General features: G+C 63.7%; 19 protein-coding genes, 1 other RNA gene and 1 pseudogene. 13 read left to right on the top strand and 8 right to left on the bottom strand.

What is annotated here, in order from left to right:
• Window positions 1-60 precede the first annotated feature (60 nt).
• Window positions 61-414: a transfer-messenger RNA gene (ssrA, locus tag NO932_RS12830) on the bottom strand.
• 82 nt (window positions 415-496) lie between these two features.
• On the opposite strand from ssrA, the gene NO932_RS12825 reads away from it, so the two are divergent.
• Complete coding sequence (locus tag NO932_RS12825) at window positions 497-1,291, top strand: thymidylate synthase (protein ID WP_309207702.1); 795 nt, start codon at window positions 497-499, stop codon at window positions 1,289-1,291.
• Window positions 1,292-1,395: 104 nt separating this feature from the next.
• On the opposite strand, the gene NO932_RS12820 is transcribed toward NO932_RS12825, so the two are convergent.
• Window positions 1,396-1,713 (bottom strand): GatB/YqeY domain-containing protein, encoded by a 318-nt coding sequence (locus tag NO932_RS12820; protein ID WP_309160596.1) that lies wholly within the window; start codon window positions 1,711-1,713, stop codon window positions 1,396-1,398.
• 74 nt (window positions 1,714-1,787) lie between these two features.
• Between NO932_RS12820 and NO932_RS12815 the strand changes: the two genes are divergently transcribed.
• The 7 genes and pseudogenes from NO932_RS12815 to NO932_RS12785 all read left to right on the top strand — a co-directional run bounded on the left by NO932_RS12815 (window position 1,788) and on the right by NO932_RS12785 (window position 7,773).
• The gene (locus NO932_RS12815) at window positions 1,788-2,270 is read left to right on the top strand and encodes a GNAT family N-acetyltransferase (RefSeq protein WP_309207701.1); all 483 of its coding nucleotides are present in this window, start codon (window positions 1,788-1,790) and stop codon (window positions 2,268-2,270) included.
• Window positions 2,270-2,776, top strand: coding sequence for a dihydrofolate reductase (locus tag NO932_RS12810; protein ID WP_309207700.1), 507 nt, complete (start codon window positions 2,270-2,272; stop codon window positions 2,774-2,776). The genes NO932_RS12815 and NO932_RS12810 overlap by 1 nt, the downstream gene beginning before the upstream one ends.
• A 151-nt stretch (window positions 2,777-2,927) precedes the next feature.
• Window positions 2,928-3,758 carry a class I SAM-dependent methyltransferase gene (locus tag NO932_RS12805; protein WP_309207699.1) on the top strand — a complete coding sequence of 277 codons (831 nt, stop codon included), beginning with the start codon at window positions 2,928-2,930 and terminating at the stop codon, window positions 3,756-3,758.
• A gap of 32 nt (window positions 3,759-3,790) precedes the next feature.
• The gene (locus NO932_RS12800) at window positions 3,791-5,047 is read left to right on the top strand and encodes an Hsp70 family protein (protein WP_309207698.1); all 1,257 of its coding nucleotides are present in this window, start codon (window positions 3,791-3,793) and stop codon (window positions 5,045-5,047) included.
• Between the two features lie 149 nt (window positions 5,048-5,196).
• Window positions 5,197-6,318 carry an FtsH protease activity modulator HflK gene (gene hflK / locus NO932_RS12795; protein WP_309207697.1) on the top strand — a complete coding sequence of 374 codons (1,122 nt, stop codon included), beginning with the start codon at window positions 5,197-5,199 and terminating at the stop codon, window positions 6,316-6,318.
• A pseudogene (gene hflC / locus NO932_RS12790) lies at window positions 6,318-7,205 on the top strand (protease modulator HflC); the annotation flags it as partial. The gene hflK and the pseudogene hflC, both read left to right, overlap by 1 nt.
• Before the next feature lie 382 nt (window positions 7,206-7,587).
• Window positions 7,588-7,773 (top strand): DUF2065 domain-containing protein, encoded by a 186-nt coding sequence (locus NO932_RS12785; protein ID WP_309160603.1) that lies wholly within the window; start codon window positions 7,588-7,590, stop codon window positions 7,771-7,773.
• 1 nt (window position 7,774) lies between these two features.
• On the opposite strand, the gene NO932_RS12780 is transcribed toward NO932_RS12785, so the two are convergent.
• The 3 genes from NO932_RS12780 to serB are packed head-to-tail and all read right to left on the bottom strand — an operon-like array spanning window position 7,775 to window position 9,641.
• Entirely contained in the window at window positions 7,775-8,173 is a 399-nt protein-coding gene (locus tag NO932_RS12780; protein WP_309207696.1) for a GFA family protein, read from the bottom strand.
• Between the two features lie 56 nt (window positions 8,174-8,229).
• Window positions 8,230-8,769 (bottom strand): GNAT family N-acetyltransferase, encoded by a 540-nt coding sequence (locus NO932_RS12775; RefSeq protein WP_309207695.1) that lies wholly within the window; start codon window positions 8,767-8,769, stop codon window positions 8,230-8,232.
• Entirely contained in the window at window positions 8,766-9,641 is an 876-nt protein-coding gene (gene serB, locus NO932_RS12770) for a phosphoserine phosphatase SerB (protein WP_309207694.1), read from the bottom strand. Before serB ends, NO932_RS12775 begins: the two co-directional genes overlap by 4 nt.
• Before the next feature lie 11 nt (window positions 9,642-9,652).
• On the opposite strand from serB, the gene miaA reads away from it, so the two are divergent.
• Window positions 9,653-10,549 (top strand): tRNA (adenosine(37)-N6)-dimethylallyltransferase MiaA, encoded by an 897-nt coding sequence (miaA, locus tag NO932_RS12765; protein WP_309207693.1) that lies wholly within the window; start codon window positions 9,653-9,655, stop codon window positions 10,547-10,549.
• 318 nt (window positions 10,550-10,867) lie between these two features.
• On the opposite strand, the gene NO932_RS12760 is transcribed toward miaA, so the two are convergent.
• Entirely contained in the window at window positions 10,868-11,812 is a 945-nt protein-coding gene (locus tag NO932_RS12760; protein ID WP_309207692.1) for a calcium/sodium antiporter, read from the bottom strand.
• Window positions 11,813-11,830: 18 nt separating this feature from the next.
• Complete coding sequence (locus NO932_RS12755) at window positions 11,831-12,307, bottom strand: YbaK/EbsC family protein (protein ID WP_309207691.1); 477 nt, start codon at window positions 12,305-12,307, stop codon at window positions 11,831-11,833.
• A 117-nt stretch (window positions 12,308-12,424) separates the two neighbouring features.
• Here NO932_RS12755 and NO932_RS12750 point away from each other — a divergent pair, with 117 nt between their 5' ends.
• Genes NO932_RS12750 through pncB form a run of 3 tightly spaced genes read left to right on the top strand, consistent with a single transcriptional unit; the run spans window position 12,425 to window position 14,955 of the window.
• Window positions 12,425-12,997: a DJ-1/PfpI family protein gene (locus NO932_RS12750; RefSeq protein ID WP_309207689.1), complete on the top strand. Its 573-nt coding sequence runs from the start codon at window positions 12,425-12,427 to the stop codon at window positions 12,995-12,997.
• A 51-nt stretch (window positions 12,998-13,048) separates the two neighbouring features.
• Complete coding sequence (gene pncA / locus NO932_RS12745) at window positions 13,049-13,648, top strand: bifunctional nicotinamidase/pyrazinamidase (protein ID WP_309207687.1); 600 nt, start codon at window positions 13,049-13,051, stop codon at window positions 13,646-13,648.
• Window positions 13,645-14,955: a nicotinate phosphoribosyltransferase gene (pncB, locus tag NO932_RS12740; RefSeq protein WP_309207686.1), complete on the top strand. Its 1,311-nt coding sequence runs from the start codon at window positions 13,645-13,647 to the stop codon at window positions 14,953-14,955. Before pncA ends, pncB begins: the two co-directional genes overlap by 4 nt.
• On the opposite strand, the gene NO932_RS12735 is transcribed toward pncB, so the two are convergent.
• Window positions 14,952-16,355, bottom strand: coding sequence for an MATE family efflux transporter (locus NO932_RS12735; RefSeq protein ID WP_309160612.1), 1,404 nt, complete (start codon window positions 16,353-16,355; stop codon window positions 14,952-14,954). The genes pncB and NO932_RS12735 overlap by 4 nt on opposite strands.
• 304 nt (window positions 16,356-16,659) lie before the next feature.
• Between NO932_RS12735 and NO932_RS12730 the strand changes: the two genes are divergently transcribed.
• The gene (locus NO932_RS12730; RefSeq protein WP_309207685.1) at window positions 16,660-16,929 is read left to right on the top strand and encodes a glycine zipper domain-containing protein; all 270 of its coding nucleotides are present in this window, start codon (window positions 16,660-16,662) and stop codon (window positions 16,927-16,929) included.
• The last annotated feature ends 31 nt before the right edge of the window (window positions 16,930-16,960 follow it).

Raw genomic sequence — 16,960 nt, 5'->3', positions numbered from 1 at the left:
GGTGCAGAATCTCGAAGGGCCATAACAGCCCGAATTTGCAAGAGATTTCAAGCGAAAGGAAATGCAGGCTTCTGTTGCCAGGTGCCTGCGGACCCCGCCTGATTCCTGCTACAGAATCAGGGCTTTAATTCGAGGTATCGCGCTGCATTACGCAGCGAGACGTGCCTCAGCATAGTTGTCGTTGGCAACTATAATTGTAGCCCGATAACGGTGGTACAATGCCGAGCGAAAGCACACCTTTTACGCCCTCGTCGATCCTGTTTCGCCCCCGCAAGTCCCTGAAATCAGGGAGGAATTTGGTGGAGGCGCCGGGTACTGCCCCCGGGTCCGATGGGTTTATTACGATGACAGTTTATCGCCATAGCCGTTGCCGGCACGCCCAATATAGGGACCCCGCGCCCCGATGAAAAGGGGCTCCAACACATTGTCCAAATAGCGGTGAGTTGATGCGATGTTGCGCGTATTGAACGGGCAGAATCACGGTATTGAATGAGTCATGAAGCAATATCTCGATCTGATGCGTCACGTCATGGAAAACGGAGTCGACCGGGCCGACCGGACCGGCACCGGCACGCGGTCCGTTTTCGGCTACCAGATGCGGTTCGACCTCTCCGATGGCTTCCCGCTGGTGACGACCAAGAAGCTGCACATCCGATCGATCGTCTATGAACTGCTCTGGTTCCTGCGCGGGGACACCAATGTGCGCTGGCTGCAGGAGCATGGGGTCAAGATCTGGGACGAGTGGGCCGACGAGAACGGCGACCTGGGGCCGGTCTATGGCAGCCAGTGGCGAAGCTGGCCGGCGCCGGATGGACGGCATATCGACCAGGTCGCCAACCTGGTCGAGCAGATCAGGAACAAGCCGGATTCGCGGCGGCATATCGTTTCGGCCTGGAACCCGGCGGAAGTGGACAATATGGCGCTGCCGCCCTGCCATTGCCTGTTCCAGTTCTATGTGGCCGAGGGCAAGCTTTCCTGCCAGCTCTACCAGCGTTCGGCCGATATCTTTCTGGGCGTGCCGTTCAACATCGCCTCATATGCGCTCCTCACGCATATGATGGCGGAGGTGACGGGGCTGGAGGTGGGCGATTTCGTCCACTCCTTCGGGGACGCGCACATCTACCACAACCATTTCGAGCAGGCGCAGACGCAATTGGCGCGGATGCCCAAGCCGCTGCCGCGGCTCGAGATCAGGACCAAACGCGATTCGATCTTCGATTTCGAGTTCGAGGATTTCGAGATCGTGGGCTACGATCCGGACCCGCATATCAAGGCGGCGGTGGCGGTGTAACGCCCGGCGGACTCGTTGCTTGGCGCGGTGTGACGCGCAAGGGTTCGTCAAATCCGGCTTGTGCCGCACCAAGCTGAGCAGCGGGAAGCGACGGATCGGCCGGGCTATCCCAGATAGCGGCGGACGATTTCCGCTTCGGCTCCGGCGGCATCGGCGCGGGCCGCAAGACCGAGCTCCCGGTATTGGGCGGCGGAACGCTGGCGTTCCTGAAACTCGGCCAGCAGGATGGCCTGGACCTGATCGGGGGAAAGCTCGAGGCGCAGGATTTCGCTATCGCTTCCGGTCCGGTTTTCGAGCGGCGGAGCCTCGGCATTGTCCAGGGCGGCGATCAGGGTGCGCAGAACGGCGGCCTCGCCGCGCTTTTCCTTGAGCGCTTTGCGGAGGTCGGCGCGCAGACGTTCCTTGGTTTCGGCGGCGTTCATCGAAGCGGGTTCGTTTGTGTTGGACCGCGGAATCGTAGCAGGTTTGGCGACATGTGAACAACGCAAGCGGTCCCATGTCACTTATTATCCGCAGAGCCGAGCCGGGGGATGCCGGGCTGGTGCTCGAATTCATCATCAAGCTGGCCGAATATGAAAAGCTCAACGACGAGGTGAGCGCCACCGAGGCCGATATCGAAAAGCACCTGTTCGGGCCCGAGCCGAAAGTGTTTTGCGAAATCGCCGAGCATGAGGGCAAGCCGGTCGGGTTTGCGCTGTGGTTCTATACGTTCTCGACCTTTCAGGGGCGGCACGGCATCTGGCTCGAAGACCTCTATGTGGAGCCGGGAGTGCGCGGGAACGGCATCGGCAAGGCGCTGCTGCGGCATCTGGCGCGGCGGTGCCGGGACGAGGGGCTGGGGCGGCTGAGCTGGTGGGTGCTCAACTGGAACGAGCCGGCTATCAAATTCTACAAAGCCCAGGGCGCGGTGATGCACGACGAATGGACGGTGTGCCGGGTGAGCGGGCCCGAACTCGAAGCGCTGGCGGAGGAGAAGTGATGGTCAGGATCGCGATGATCGCGGCGGTGGGGCGCAACGGAGCCATCGGGAGCGACGGCAAGCTGCCCTGGCGGCTGCCTTCGGACTTTGCCTATTACAAGCGTACGACGATGGGCAAACCGCTGATCGTGGGGCGCAAGACGTTCGAATCCATCGGCAAGCCGTTGCCCGGACGGAGCAATATCATCGTGACGCGGCAGAAGGATTATGCACCCGAAGGGGCGGAGGTGTTCGCCGATCTCGATGCCGCCATCGCGCGGGGGCAGGAGATTGCCGAGCGCGACGGCGTGGATGAGGTGTTCATCAACGGTGGCGCGCAAATCTACCGCGCGGCCATGGACCGGGCGGACCGGCTTTATATCACCCATGTTGATGCGGAGCCGGAGGGGGATACGTTCTTTCCCGAAATCGATCCGACCGTATGGGAGGGGCGGGACGTGCCCGAGGTGGTGCCGGGGGAAAAGGACAGCGCCAAGTTCGTTGCGAGGATCTACGAGAGACGGTGAGAAGCAGCGACGTCGCCAGCAGTGTCGATCGTGGTGGCGCGGTTGCTGCATCCCGGGAACACGTTTCGGGTGACAGGGAGTGGGTAGCACGATGAGGTGGCCCACTGGGATTCAGTGCGGCCTGGGCTGCGTTCCGGACACGGGGGACAGGATGGATACGAAAGACGTTGCGCGCCATTGGGAGAGCAATGCGGAGGCGTGGACGGTCTATTCGCGCGCGGGGCATGATCGATATCGCGACGCTCTCAACACCCCGGCCTTTCTGGCGATGCTGCCGCCGGTGGCGGGGCTCGACGGGCTCGATCTGGGATGTGGGGAGGGCACCAACACGCGCGCGGTGGCTCGGCTGGGGGCGCGAATGACGGGGCTCGATATCGCGCCCACCTTTATCGCCTATGCGCGTGAAGCTGAGAGGGAGGACCCGCTGGGGATCGACTATGTGCTGGGCGATGGGGAGAGCCTGCCGTTTGCCGCGCAGAGTTTCGATTTCGTGACCGCGTTCATGTCCCTGATGGACATGGCCGACCAGCAGAAGGTTCTTTGCGGCGTGGCCCAGGTTCTCAAGCCTGGCGGCTTCTTGCAGTTCTCGATCCTGCATCCGTGCTTCGTGCCGCCGACGCGCAGGAATATCCGCAACCACGAGGGCGAACCCGTGGCGGTGGAGGTGGCGGACTATTTCGAGGAAACCGACGGGACGATCGAGCGCTGGATGTTTTCCTCGATCCCGCGCGAGGAGCGCGAAAAGCTCGAGCCGTTCTCGGTGCCGCGCTTTCACCGCACGCTCACGAGCTGGGTTTCGATGATCGTCAATGCGGGGCTGGTTATCGAGGCGCTCGGGGAACCGAGGGCATCGGAAGAGGTGGCGCGCGCCGAACCGATCGTGGCCGACACGCGGGTCGCGCCGATCTTTCTGCATGTACGGGCGCGGAAGCCTGGCGTTGAAGCCGGGCTGGCCATTGTGCCGAGCAGCGGTATGGGTTAGAGGGCGCCTCCTTTCAGCAACGGAGGCGAGCCATGGCCCATAGCTATTGTGGGATCGATTTCGGCACGACCAATTCGACCATCGGGCTGGCTCCGGTGGGGCAGGAGCCACGGCTGTTGGCGGTCGAGGGAGAACAGGTCACGATCCCTTCGGCGTTGTTTTTCTCCTTTGAGGATCATCGTACCCATTTCGGGCGCGCGGCGGTGGCCGAGTATCTCGACGGTGCCGAGGGCCGCTTCATGCGAGCGCTCAAATCGATCTTGGGCAGCACGCTGATGGATGAGAGAACACAGATCGGCCGCGAGAGAGTTTCCTTCCAGCAATTGATTGGAACGTTCATTGGGCATTTGCGCGCCCGACTGGCCAAGGCGGGCGAGACGCCCGAAAAGGTGGTTCTGGGACGTCCGGTGTTTTTCGTCGACGACGACGAGGCAGCAGACCGCAAGGCCCAGAGCCAACTCGAAGAGGTCGCTAGAGCACAAGGTTTCGCCCATGTGGAGTTCCAATTCGAGCCTGTGGCGGCGGCGCTGCATTTCGAGCGTCGACTGGAACGGGAGGTTCTGGCGCTGGTGGTCGATATCGGCGGTGGCACTTCGGACTTTTCGGTGCTCAGGCTATCGCCCAAGGCGCGCAAGCGGGTGGATCGGCGCGAGGATATCCTTTCCACGTCCGGCGTGCATGTGGGCGGGACCGATTTCGACAAGCTGCTCAGCATCGCCAAGGTGATGCCGCAGATGGGCATGGGCAGCGCCACAAGAGACGGAAAGCGGCAGATGCCGCTTTGGTATTTTCACGAGATGGCGACCTGGCACCGGATCAATCAGCTCTATACGCCGCAAATCATTAGGGATGTGCGGGAACTCGAGCGCGAAGCGGCCGAGCCGCAAAAGCTGGTTCGTTTTCGCCGTCTGCTCGAAAGCCGTTCGGGGCACAGGCTGGCCGGATCGGTGGAAGCGGCAAAGATCGAGCTGAGCGAGGCCGAGGCGGCGGCGATCAAGCTCGATGAGGACGGAATTTCCCTTTCGGTGGCGGTTACACGCGGCGAATTCGAGTTGGCCACGCTGGAGCTCACGCAGAAAATCGAAGTGGCGATCGAGGATGCACTGCTTGCCGCCGGCGCTAAGGCCGAGGCCATCGAAATGGTCATCCTGACGGGCGGCGGTGCACTCGTGCCGCATGTGCGCCGCGCAGCAATTGCCCGCTTCGGGGCGGCAGCGGTTGCCGATGCCGACCAGTTCGGTGCCGTGGGGCTGGGGCTGGCGGCGGATGCGCAGGTTCGGTTCGGCTAGGGGGACTTAGCGAGAGTGCGAGAGCGCCCGCATTCACCATAGTGTCAGTGTGCCTATGCCGCGCCCGGTTTCGATTGATCCGCCCGCTGCGCTTCCCTATATAAACCGGCATAGAACAAAACATTTTCACGACAACCGAAAGGGATCAAATGCCGTGGGAAGACAATAGGGGCGGCCGCCGGAGCCGCAGCGGTGGCCCGTGGGGCCAGGCGCCGGGCGGAGGAGGTGGCGGCGGGCCACGCCGGCCCAGCGGTGGCAACACCCCCAATCTCGAAGATATTCTCGCCCGCGGACGCCAGCAATTCGGCGGCGGGGCGAACATTCCCGGCGGCGGGCGGTGGATCGCGATCGGCGTCATCGCGGCGGGACTGATCTTCTGGGCGAGCCAGGCGATTTATACGGTCGCGCCCAACGAAGTGGGCGTCGAATTGCTGTTCGGCGAGCCCAAGGACGAGTTCTCCAATCCCGGCCTGCACTTCCACTGGTGGCCGCTCGAGCGCGTCGAACGCGCCTCGACGACGGAAAACCAGACGCGGGTGGGCATCAGCACGGGCGGTGGCACCAGTGGTGGCCGCGACGACGGGCTCATGCTTTCGGGCGACCAGAACATCGTCAATATGAGCTTTTCCATCCTGTGGCGGATTTCCGATCCGCGCCTCTATCTGTTCGAAGTGCGCGATCCCGACGAAATGGTGCGCCAGGCCGCCGAAAGCGCCATGCGCGAAGTGGTGGGACGCCGGACGGCGCAGGATGTGTTCCGTGACGACCGTACGGGCATCGCGCTTGAAGTGCAGCAGATCACCCAGAGCATTCTCGACAGCTATGGCGTGGGCGTGACGATCTCCAACATCTCGATCGAAAACGTGGCGCCGCCGGCCGAAGTGGCCGATGCGTTCGACGAAGTGCAGCGCGCGCTGCAGGACGAGGACCGCTTCCAGGAAGAAGCGCGGCAATATGCCAATACGCTGCTGGGTAGCGCCCGCGGCCAGGCCGCCGCGATCCGCGAAGAGGCCGCGGCCTATCGTGATCGCGTGGTCAACGAAGCCCAGGGTCAGGCGGCGCGTTTCGTCGCCATCTACAACGAATACCGCAATGCGCCCGAAGTCACCCGTCAGCGCATCTTCCTCGAAACCATGCAGGACGTGCTCGCTGGGACCAACAAGGTGCTTCTCGAAGGGGGCGAGCAGGGCTCGGGGGTGATCCCCTACCTGCCATTGCCGGAGTTGCGAGCCAACCCGTCGGCCAACCAGACCACGGGAGGTAACCAGTGATGAACAGGCTCGTTATCGCAATCGTCGCGCTGGTTATCGCCGGCTATGTGCTGCTCTCCTCGATTTTCGTGGTCAACGAACGCGAACAGGCGATCGTCATGCGCTTCGGCGAGATCACGCGCGAAATCCAGGAGCCGGGGCTTTACTTCAAGATCCCGACCGATTTCGTCGAGACCGTGCAGTATATCGACAAGCGCCTGCTGCGCTACGATCTGGAGCGCATCCGGCTCCAGGTCTCGGGTGGCCAGTTCTATATCGTGGACGCCTTCATCACCTACCGCATCGCCGATCCGATCCGGTTCCGGCAATCGGTGCTGGGCAGCCTCCAGCTTGCCGAGCAGCGTATCGCCACGCGTCTGGAATCGGCGCTGCGTGCGGTCTATGGCCTGCGCGAATTCGATGCGGCACTCTCCGAGCAGCGCAGCGAAATGATGCGCGAGGCGCGGGACCTGGTGGCCACCGACATGGTGGAACTGGGGATCGAGGTGGCCGATGTGCGCATCCTGGTCACCGACCTCACGCCCGAAGTCAGCCAGCAGACCTATGAGCGCATGCAGGCGGAACGTAACGCGGAAGCTGCGCTGATCCGGGCCCGAGGCCAGGAGCAGGCGCAGATCCTGCGCGCGATCGCCGACCGCCAGGCGGTGGAAATCGTTTCGGCGGCCAACCGCGACTCGGAAATCATCCGAGGCGAGGGTGACGCCGAGCAGAACAGGCTGTTCGCCGAGGCCTTCTCGCAGGACGAGGCGTTCTTCCAGTTCTACCGCTCGATGGAAGCCTATCGCGGCGCACTGGGCGACGGAAACACCACCATGGTGCTTTCGCCGGATTCGGCCTTCTTCCGCTTCTTCGGTTCGGGGGGCGAGTTGCCGGAATTCCCCGCGCCCACGGCCACGCCGATCGATATCGGGGTGCAGGGGCCGGCCGAGGAGCCGGTGGACGCCGGCGACATCGACGACCTGCTGGCGACCGACGCGCTGGTTTCGGGCGAAGACGAGGCGTCCGATCTCGAAACCGAGGTGCAGAACCTCGAAACGCTGATCGAGACGGAAAACCTCGGAACCGAAGTGCTGCCCGAAGGCCAAGCGCCGGCGACCGAGACCGATCCGGCGGCCGAAGAGGTCGACGTGCTCGACGAGCCTTCGCTCGAGCAAGTGCCGGCCGAAGAGGCACCTGCGGCAGAGACGCCGGCACCGGCTCAGTAACAGGCCAAAGCAGAAACGAAGGCGCGCCTTGCGGGGCGCGCCTTTTTTGTTTGGAGGATTTTCAGTGACCGACCTTTTTGCGGCGCTGGCGCTGGCGATCGTTCTCGAAGGGCTGCTTTACGCGGCGTTTCCCGAACAGATGAAGCGCATGATCGCGCAGGTTCTGACCATGCCCACCAACCAGTTGCGCATGGGCGCGCTGGTGATGGCCGGGGTGGGGCTGGTGCTGCTGGCTCTGGTGCGGATGTAGATTACCACTGATTGCGGCCATCGAGATGTTCGATGGGAAGGGCTTCAACGTCGAAATCGTCGAGTATCCAGAGATTGATCGAGATACGGCGGCGGGTGGGGTCGAAATTGGCCTCGGCGGCTTCCCAATCGCCGGAGGCGAAGTCGGAATAATCGGGATTGTCCGAGAAGGTGGTGCAGCCGCAGGTGGGGCAAAAATAGTGCCTGTTTTCCGGGGTGGTCGGTGAATATTGCTGCCCGTTGCGCATGGGCGTGAGCAGGCGGAACTGATCGGGCTCGCAATAGGCCCACAGCGCGCCGCGCTTGGTGCAGAAGGTGCAATTGCAGCGGGTGGCGGTTTGCGGGGTGAAGTCGATTTCGAATTTAGTGGCGCCGCAGTGGCAGCTTCCCTTGATGGTCATGGCCGGGTCTCCGTGTTTCGATGAACGAGACTAGCCTTGGGATGTGACAGCGCGTGTCAGGAGCGACCGGGATTGGCGATGCGATAGAGGACGTGCGGGCGGAGCCTGTGGTGCTCCTCAATGCGCGGATGCAGGAAATCGCCTTGCGGATCGCGGGACATGCCGATCTTTTCCATGACGCGCCGGGAGGGTGCGTTGATGGCGGCGGTGAAGGCGACCAGTTCGGGGAGGCCGCGTTCCCAGGCACGGGCGATATGGGCGCGCGCGCCTTCGGGGGCATAGCCGTGGCCCCAATAGGGGCTGCCGAGAACCCAGCCGATCTCTTCGGGCGGATCACCGCGCAACGGGATATCGACACGTCCGGTACCGATCAGGCCGATAAGAGCGCCATCGGACTTGCGTTCGGCGGCCAGAAAGGCCGAACCGCCATCTTCCAGGCCAGCGATCATCTTGTCGATCCAGGCATCGGCGGCGGCGCGGTCGCGCGTGCGGGTGTAAAAGCGCATGACATGCGGATCGCCAACGATGGCAGCGAAGGGAGCGCGATCGCGCTCTTCCCATTGGCGCAGGATGAGGCGGTCGGTTTCCAACCTCATCGCACGATTTCGTCGTCCGAATAGCCCTGGAGGTAGAGGAGGGCGGTGAGATCGCCGTGATCGATGCGGACGGCGGCCTGTTCGGCGACGATGGGCTTGGCGTGGATGGCGACGCCCAGGCCGGCGGCTTGCAGCATGTCGAGATCGTTGGCGCCATCGCCCACGGCCATGGTCTGGGCGGTGGAAAGGTGCTTTTCGGCAGTCAGGGCCATGAGGCGGTTGCGCTTCACCGTCTTGTCGACGATGGGCTTTTCGACGGTGCCGGTGAGGGTGTCGTTCCCGTCGAAGACGAGGACGTTGGCGACCGATTCATCGAAACCGATGCGCTTGGCGAAATGCTCGGCGAAGAGGGTGAAGCCGCCGGACACCAGCGAGGTATAGGCGCCATAGGCCTTCATGGTCTGGACCAGGGCGCGGCCGCCAGGGGCGAGGGTGATCCGCTCGCGGCGGATCTCTTCGACCAGCTTGCGCTCAAGGCCCTTCAAAAGCGCGACGCGGGTGTCGAGGGCGGCCTCGAAATCGAGCTCGCCGCGCATGGCGCGCTCGGTGATCTCTGCGACCTGGGGCTTGAGGTTGAGTGCATCGGCAAGCTCGTCGATGCATTCCTGCTCGATCATGGTGGAATCCATGTCGGCGACCAGCAACTGCTTTTTGCGGTTGGCGGCGGGGACGAGGGCGGCGTCGACGGGTTGGGATTCGAGGATTTCGCGGGCCATCTCGACCGGATTGCCGGCGCGGGGGGCGACGATCTCGCAGGCTATGCCTTGCGCGAGCCAGTTGATTTCGCCATGGGTTTGACGCTGCACGGCCTCGACCAGCGCATTGGACAAGACGGGCGCGGCGGGGTTGGCGATCAGAACGAGGACGGACATCGGGCTAAGCCATGGCTGGGACTGACGGAAAACGCGCGGTGTTGATAGCGGGTCCGACCGCGAGCGGCAAGACGGCGCTGGCCATCGAGAAGGCAAGGGCGAGCGGCGCGCGGATCGTCAATACCGATTCCATGCAGGTCTATGGTGTGCTCGACCGGCTGACGGCGCGGCCCAATGCCGAAGAATTGGCGGCGGCGCGGCACGAGATGTTCGGGCATATCGCCCCATCGGTGCGCTATTCCACCGGGGCGTGGCTGGGCGATGCTCAACAACAGATTCAAGCGGCTGAGAAAGAGAATCAGGAGCTGATTTTCGTTGGCGGCACAGGGCTTTACTTCGATGCGCTCATAAAGGGATTCGCCGACGTTCCCGCTGTTGCTCCCGAATTTGTCGCCGAAGCTGAGAAACTGATTCAAGGGCTGGACGAAGCCGGACGTATGGCGCTGCTGACCGAAAAGGATCCCGAGACGGCGCGGCGGCTCAGGGTGGCCGATCCGCAGCGGGTGGTGCGGGCGCTCTCGGTGGAGATGGCGACGGGGAAGCCGTTGAGTGCGTTTCAGGAAACGAACGGGCCGGGGCTGCTCGAGGGGTATGCGCTCGAAAAGATCGTCTTGATGCCGGAGCGGGGAGTGCTGCGGCGGCGGATCGGGGAGCGGTTCGAGGCGATGATGGAGGCCGGGGCGGTCGATGAAGTCGAGGCGCTGCTGGCGCTGGGACTCGATCCGTCATTGCCGGCGATGAAGGCGATCGGGGTCGGCGAGATTTCGGCCATGCTGGCGGGGGAGATGACGCGGGAAGAGGCGGTCGAGAAGGCGGTGACGGCGACGCGGCAATACGCCAAGCGGCAATCGACGTGGTTCCGGAACCGGTTCGGGGACTGGCGGTTCGTCGATCCGTTTGCGGGGTGATCTTTGAGTGGTGGGAGACACGCCCTTACTGAGGAAGTCTGCCAACGCAGCCGGTGTGCGTGTGGCTGCGGCCCTTCGCTTACGCTTCGGGCGTTCGCACCTCAAATCGCTCCTCTGGAGCGATTTGCCCAAGAGGGACGGTGCTCACTCTCCGGGTCAAGCCCGAAGACGACGAAGGGAGAGGGTGGGCTTTCAGAGAGGCGGTGGTGCTTGGGCCGTCGGGTCGAGCCTGGAACGCTGAGTGTACTGGATCCCGGCTCGAGGCCGGGATGACAAGGTGGGGGGCGGAGTGGCGACCCGGATGCGCGGCGTAGACGGTTATGCGCCTACGGCCAGCCAGCCGACATAGGCGAGGTACGCCACGAGGAAGGCGGCGCCTTCCCAGCGGACGATCTGGCGGCCGCTATAGGCGAAGACGAGGAGCAGGGCGGTGGCTCCGAGCATGACCCAGATGTCGAGGCGGACGATCTCGGGCGGCACGGGGATGGGCTGGATCAGCGCGGTCGTGCCGAGAATGAAGAAGATGTTGAAGATGTTCGAGCCCAGGATGTTGCCAAGCGCCAGATCGGTGTGGCGGCGGACGGCGGCGATGACCGAGGTTACCAGTTCGGGGAGCGAGGTGCCGACGGCGACGACAGTCAGCCCGATGATGGTTTCGGAAACGCCGAAGGCGGTGGCGATTTCGACGGCGCTCGACACCAGAAGGCGGGCGCCGAAGATGGTGAGGCCAAGGCCGGCGATGACGAAGAGGATCGAGACGGGCATGGGCTGGGTGCCGCCGGTGGCCTCGACTTCGGCCTCCAAGCCGGGACTGGCCTGGGCCTTCTGGTCGGCGAAATAGCTATAGACCACATAGGCGATGAGCATCGCGACGAGCACGACGCCGGCGATCCGGCCCAGAGCCCCGATAAGAACGATGGCCAGGGCAGCCAGGGCCGAGACGACCAGCACGAGGCCATCGCGGCGCAGCACGCCCTTGTCCACCAGGACAGGGTAGATGAGCGCGGTGATGCCCAGGATGAGGAGGATGTTGGCGATATTGGAGCCCACCACATTGCCCACGGCGATGCCTGGGGCGCCGTCGAGAGCGGCCTGAACGGAGGTCACGAGTTCGGGAAGCGAGGTGCCGAAGCCCACGAGAGTCAGCCCGATCAGCAGGGAGGACATTCCCAGGCGCTCGGCGATGGCGACCGAGCCGCGCACGAAGCCTTCGCCGCCGGCCACAAGGAGGGCGAGGCCGGCAATCAGGGTGAGATAGACCATTCAATAGCTCCGAAAGGATCAGGTGACTGAAATGCGGACGGCGCCCGTCGCGCGAGCGAGATCGGAAGGGGTAATTTCGAAGACCGAGCGTGCGTTCCCGGCAGCGGCCCACACCGTTTCGAAGGCGAAGAGATCTTCATCCATGTAGAGCGGTATCGGACGCAGATGGCCGAAAGGCGAGACCCCGCCAATGGCGAAGCCGGTGGCTTCGCGCACCAGATCGGCATCGGCGCGGCCGAGCTTTTGCCCGATGTGGCGGCCAGTGCGCTTTTCGTGCACGCGGTTGGCGCCCGAAACCAGAACCATGATGGGCTCGCCCGTTTCCTCGCCGACAAAGAGCAGGGATTTGACGATCCGGCCCACCTCGACGCCAAGGGCCTCGGCGGCCATCTGGGCGGTGGTGGCAAGCTGATCGAGCACTGTAACGCGGCCGGGTAGCCCATGGCGGGCGAGTTCGGCGGCGACGCGAAGTTCGGATTGGCGCAGTTCGGTCATGAGCGGCAAGGAACTCCATAGCCGCGCAAGCGTCAAGCGGGTGCGATGCTGACATGGAGTGTCAGTGCGGCTCTATAGGGTGGCCCAATCGAACGATTGCAGAAAGGACGTCCCCAAATGAACCCGATAACCATCATTCTCACGCAAGGCTATTCGGATTGGGAAATCGCCGTGCTGGCGGGGGTGGGCAGGGCGTTTTTCAATGCCGATATCGGTTTTGCCAGCGCCGAGGGCGGCACCGTGACATCGGTGGGCGGGATCGTGACAGAGGCCCTGGAACGCTTCGAGGCGCCAGAGCAGGGCGTCGTGGTGGTCTGTGGCGGCCCGACATTCGAGGGCGGCACTCCGCCGGACCTTTCAGCCCGGCTGCGCCAGGCGCATGAGAATGGCTGCGTGGTCGCGGGGATTTGCGGAGGAACGCTGGCCTTGGCACGGGCGGGCCTTCTCGACCGGGCGCGGCACACCTCGAACGGAGCGGACTATCTCGATGCGGCATCCGGCTATGGCGGCGCGGCGCTTTATGTGGATCAGCCCCAGGCGCTGCGTGACGGACCGATCATCACCGCGCCGGCGCCGGCTCCGGCCAGCTTTGCCATGGAAGTGCTGATGGCGGCGGGGGTGGAGTCCCAAGCCGCGGGCAGCATCATGGACATGCTGGCGAAAGAGCATGGAATGCGCGCGGGGAGTTGACGGGAGCGGTCTGGCTTGCACTATGCGGCCCTCTGAGATCAGGAGGCCGCCATGGCTGGAAAAGCGCTCATTGTCATCGACGTGCAGAACGACTTCTGTCCCGGCGGGGCGTTGGCCGTGGACGGGGGTGACGAAGTGGTGCCGGTGATCAACCGGCTGATGGGGGAATTCGATCATGTGATCCTCACCCAGGATTGGCACCCGGCCGATCATTCGAGCTTTGCCTCTCAGCACGCCGGCAAGGCGCCGTTCGAGGACATCGAAATGCCCTATGGGCCGCAGCGGCTGTGGCCCGACCATTGCGTGCAGGGCAGCCCGGGGGCCGATTTCCATCCCGAGCTTTACTGGACGCGGGCCGAGCTGGTGATCCGCAAGGGGTTCAGGAAGGCGATCGATTCCTATTCGGCGTTTTTCGAGAATGATCACCAGACGCCGACGGGGCTGACGGGCTATCTGCGGGAGCGCGGGCTGGACGATCTGACCTTTGTGGGACTGGCGACCGATTTCTGCGTCGCCTATTCGGCGCTCGATGCGCGGCGGCAGGGTTTTGAGGCGCGGGTAATCATGGATGCATGCAGGGGGATCGATCTGGCCGGATCGATGGCGGCGATGACCGGGAAAATGGAAGACGCCGGAGTGGTGCTGGCTTGAGCACGTCCAAGACAGATATCGCCCGGCGCGTTTTCAACCATACGTTCAAGCTCGACCCGATCGTCCGGTCGCTGCTCGATACGGACTTCTACAAGCTCCTGATGCTGCAAATGATCTGGGGGCTGTACCGGGACGTGGACGCGACGTTTTCGCTGACCAACCGCTCGAAATCGGTCAAGCTGGCCGAAGAGATCGATATCGACGAGTTGCGCGAGCAGCTCGACCATGCGCGGACGGTGCGGTTCACCAAGAAGGAGATGATCTGGCTGGCCGGTAACACCTTCTACGGCACCAAGCAGATCTTTTCGCCGCAGTTCCTGGCCTGGCTGGAGAACTTCCAGCTTCCCGAATATGAACTCACCAAGCGCGACGGGCAGTTCGAGCTGCATTTTCCCGGCAAATGGGTCGAGACCACGATGTGGGAAATCCCGGCGCTGGCGATCATCAACGAATTGCGGTCGCGGGCGGCGATGAAGGGCATGGGGCGGTTCGCGCTCGACGTGCTCTATGCGCGGGCCAAGGCGCGGACATGGGAGAAGGTGGAGCGGTTAAAGCAATTGCCCAACCTGAAAATCTCCGATTTCGGGACGCGACGGCGGCACAGTTTTTTGTGGCAGCGCTGGTGCGTGGAAGCGCTCAAGGAAGGGCTGGGGGATGCGCTGACCGGCACGTCCAACGTGCTTTTGGCCATGGATACGGACCTCGAGGCGCTGGGAACCAATGCGCATGAGCTTCCCATGGTGGCCGCCGCGCTGGCCGAGGGGGACGAGGCGCTCAGGATGTCGCCCTATGCGGTGCTCGAGGATTGGCAGAGCTATTACGGCGGCAACCTGCTGATCGTTCTGCCCGATGCGTTCGGGACGGCGTCGTTTCTGGAAAATGCGCCGGATTGGGTGGCGGACTGGACCGGGTTCAGACCCGATTCGGCGCCCGCCATCGAAGGCGGGGAAAAGATCATTCAATTCTGGCGCGAGCGCGGGCGCGATCCGCGCGAGAAGCTTTTGATCTTTTCGGACGGGCTGGACGCGGAAACCATCGAGAAGGCTTACAAGCATTTCGAAGGGCGCGTGCGGATGAGCTTTGGCTGGGGGACCAACCTCACCAATGATTTTTCCGGCGTGGCGCCGGTGCGCAACGATCAGCTCACGCCGATCTCGCTGGTGATCAAGGTTTCGAGCGCTAACGGCCGGCCGGCGGTCAAGCTCTCGGACAATCCGGCCAAGGCGGTGGGCGACCCCAGGGAGATCGAACGCTATCTGCGGGTGTTCGGAGCCCAGGAGATGGTGGAGCAGGCGGTGGTGGTTTAGGCCGTGCCGATGATGCGGCGGCGGTCGAGGAGGCCGAGGCGGTCGCGCATGGCGAAGCGGGCGGTGAGGACCACGGCGCAGAAGGCCAAGCCTACCGCGAGGCCGATCCAGATGCCGATGCCGGCCAGACGCTCGGGCGCGCCCAGGAACCAGGCGGTGGGCATGCCGATGCCCCAATAGCCGAACAGCGCGATGAACATGGGCACCTTGGTGTCGCTCAGCCCGCGCAGGACGTTGACGGCGACGACCTGTGCGCCATCGACGATCTGGAACAGGCCGGCAATCCCCAAGAAGGTGGTGGCCATGGCGAGCGCGGCGGCGTTGGCGGGATCGGCGGGGTTGAGGAAGAGGCGGGTGAACACCTGCGGCACCGTGAGGAACAGGATGCAGGTGACGGCCATGAAGCCCACGCCGATGGCGAGCGAAGTCCAGCCCGCCAGCGCGATGCCGCGATCGCTGCCGGCGCCGAAGGCGAGGCCGACGCGGACCGTGGAGGCCTGAGCCAGGCCCAGCGGCACCATGAAGGCAAAGGAAGCGCATTGGAGAGCCACCGCGTGGGCGGCGAGCGCATCGGTGCCGTGCCAGCCCATCAGAATGGCGGCGACGGCGAACATGCCGACCTCGGCCATCAGCGTCAGGCCGATGGGCGTGCCGATCCTGAAAATTTCGGCAAAGCGCGGCCAATCGGGCTTCCAGAAGCGGACCAGGATGTTGAAGCGGCGGTAGCGGCGATGGGTGATCGCATAGGCGAGCAGCATGGCGAACATGGCGAGGTTGGTGATCACCGTCGCGACGGCAGCGCCGCGGAGTTCGAGACGCGGGAAGCCGAAATTGCCGAAAATCAGGGCGTAGTTGATCAGCGCGTTCAGCGCGACGCCGGCCACGGTGACGTAGAGGATGACGCGGGTGACCGACAGCGCCGAGAGAAACGAGCGGATGGCGAACAGGCCCAGCCCCGGGAACAGCACGAAAACGGCGATGTGCATGTATTCGGCGGCCATGCGGGCCAGATCGGGCTCCTGGCCGGTGGCGAGCAGGATGGGCTCGATCTGCCAGATGAGCGGCAAGAGGACCAGTGCGATGACGATGGCCGCCCAGAAGCCCTGGCGCACGGTGCGGCGGACATTCTTGATCTTGCGCCCGCCGATGGCCTGAGCGGCGAGAGGCGCCACGGCGGACACGATGCCGCCGCCCAGCAGCAGGAAGGGCGTGAAGAAGGAGGTGGCGAGCGTGCTGGCCGCAAGATATTGCGGACCGAGCCAGCCCATCATGATGACGTCGGTGGTAAACAGCGCGTTCTGGGCGACCTGGGCCACGACGAGGGGCCAGGCCAGCATAAAGGTCGCGCGCAACTCGGCGATCCAGGCCGAGCCGCCGCGCGTGGTATCGATCGTACTCATTTCAAGGCCTTCCCAAGCCACGGACTGCGGCGTGATGGCCGCCGACCGGACCCGATCCGATACACGCGAATCACGCGTTTGTCAGCCGATGGAACGAAAATGCGAGCGGAGCGCTGGCGGGAGGCGTGTGGCAAACCTCTTGAAAAAGTTCACGAAATGGAGAAAGTTAACGCATTCTCTAGGGCGTTCAGTTTCGCTTCAGGTTGGAAACTGTATGCCTTTAGGCCCCGCCGGCGGAACCAAAACCGACATGCCGCATTTATGGGCGAGGGAACTCTAGAGTAAGTCGCAGGAGGCTTTGGAAATGAAAAAACTTTTGATTATCGGTGTTGCCCTTACTTCTCTGACGGCCGTTTCGGCCTGCACCCGTACCCAGGAAACCGCTGCTATCGGCGCTGGCGCCGGCGCTGTGATCGGTGGCGTGACCACGGGTTCGGTTCAGGGTGCGGTTGTTGGCGGCGTGGTCGGCGGTGTTGCCGGCGCTCTGGTCGGCCAGGTGGCTGGCGAGCCCAATCAGTGCTACTACCGCGCTTCGGATGGCACCCTCTACAAGGATGCCTGCCCGGCCAGCTAATCGCTGCCCTTTAGGCTTTGATAAAAGGGCT

This window comes from Pelagibacterium sp. 26DY04 (assembly GCF_031202305.1).
Lineage (GTDB): Bacteria > Pseudomonadota > Alphaproteobacteria > Rhizobiales > Devosiaceae > Pelagibacterium.
This window is presented reverse-complemented; position numbering and strand designations above follow the sequence as displayed.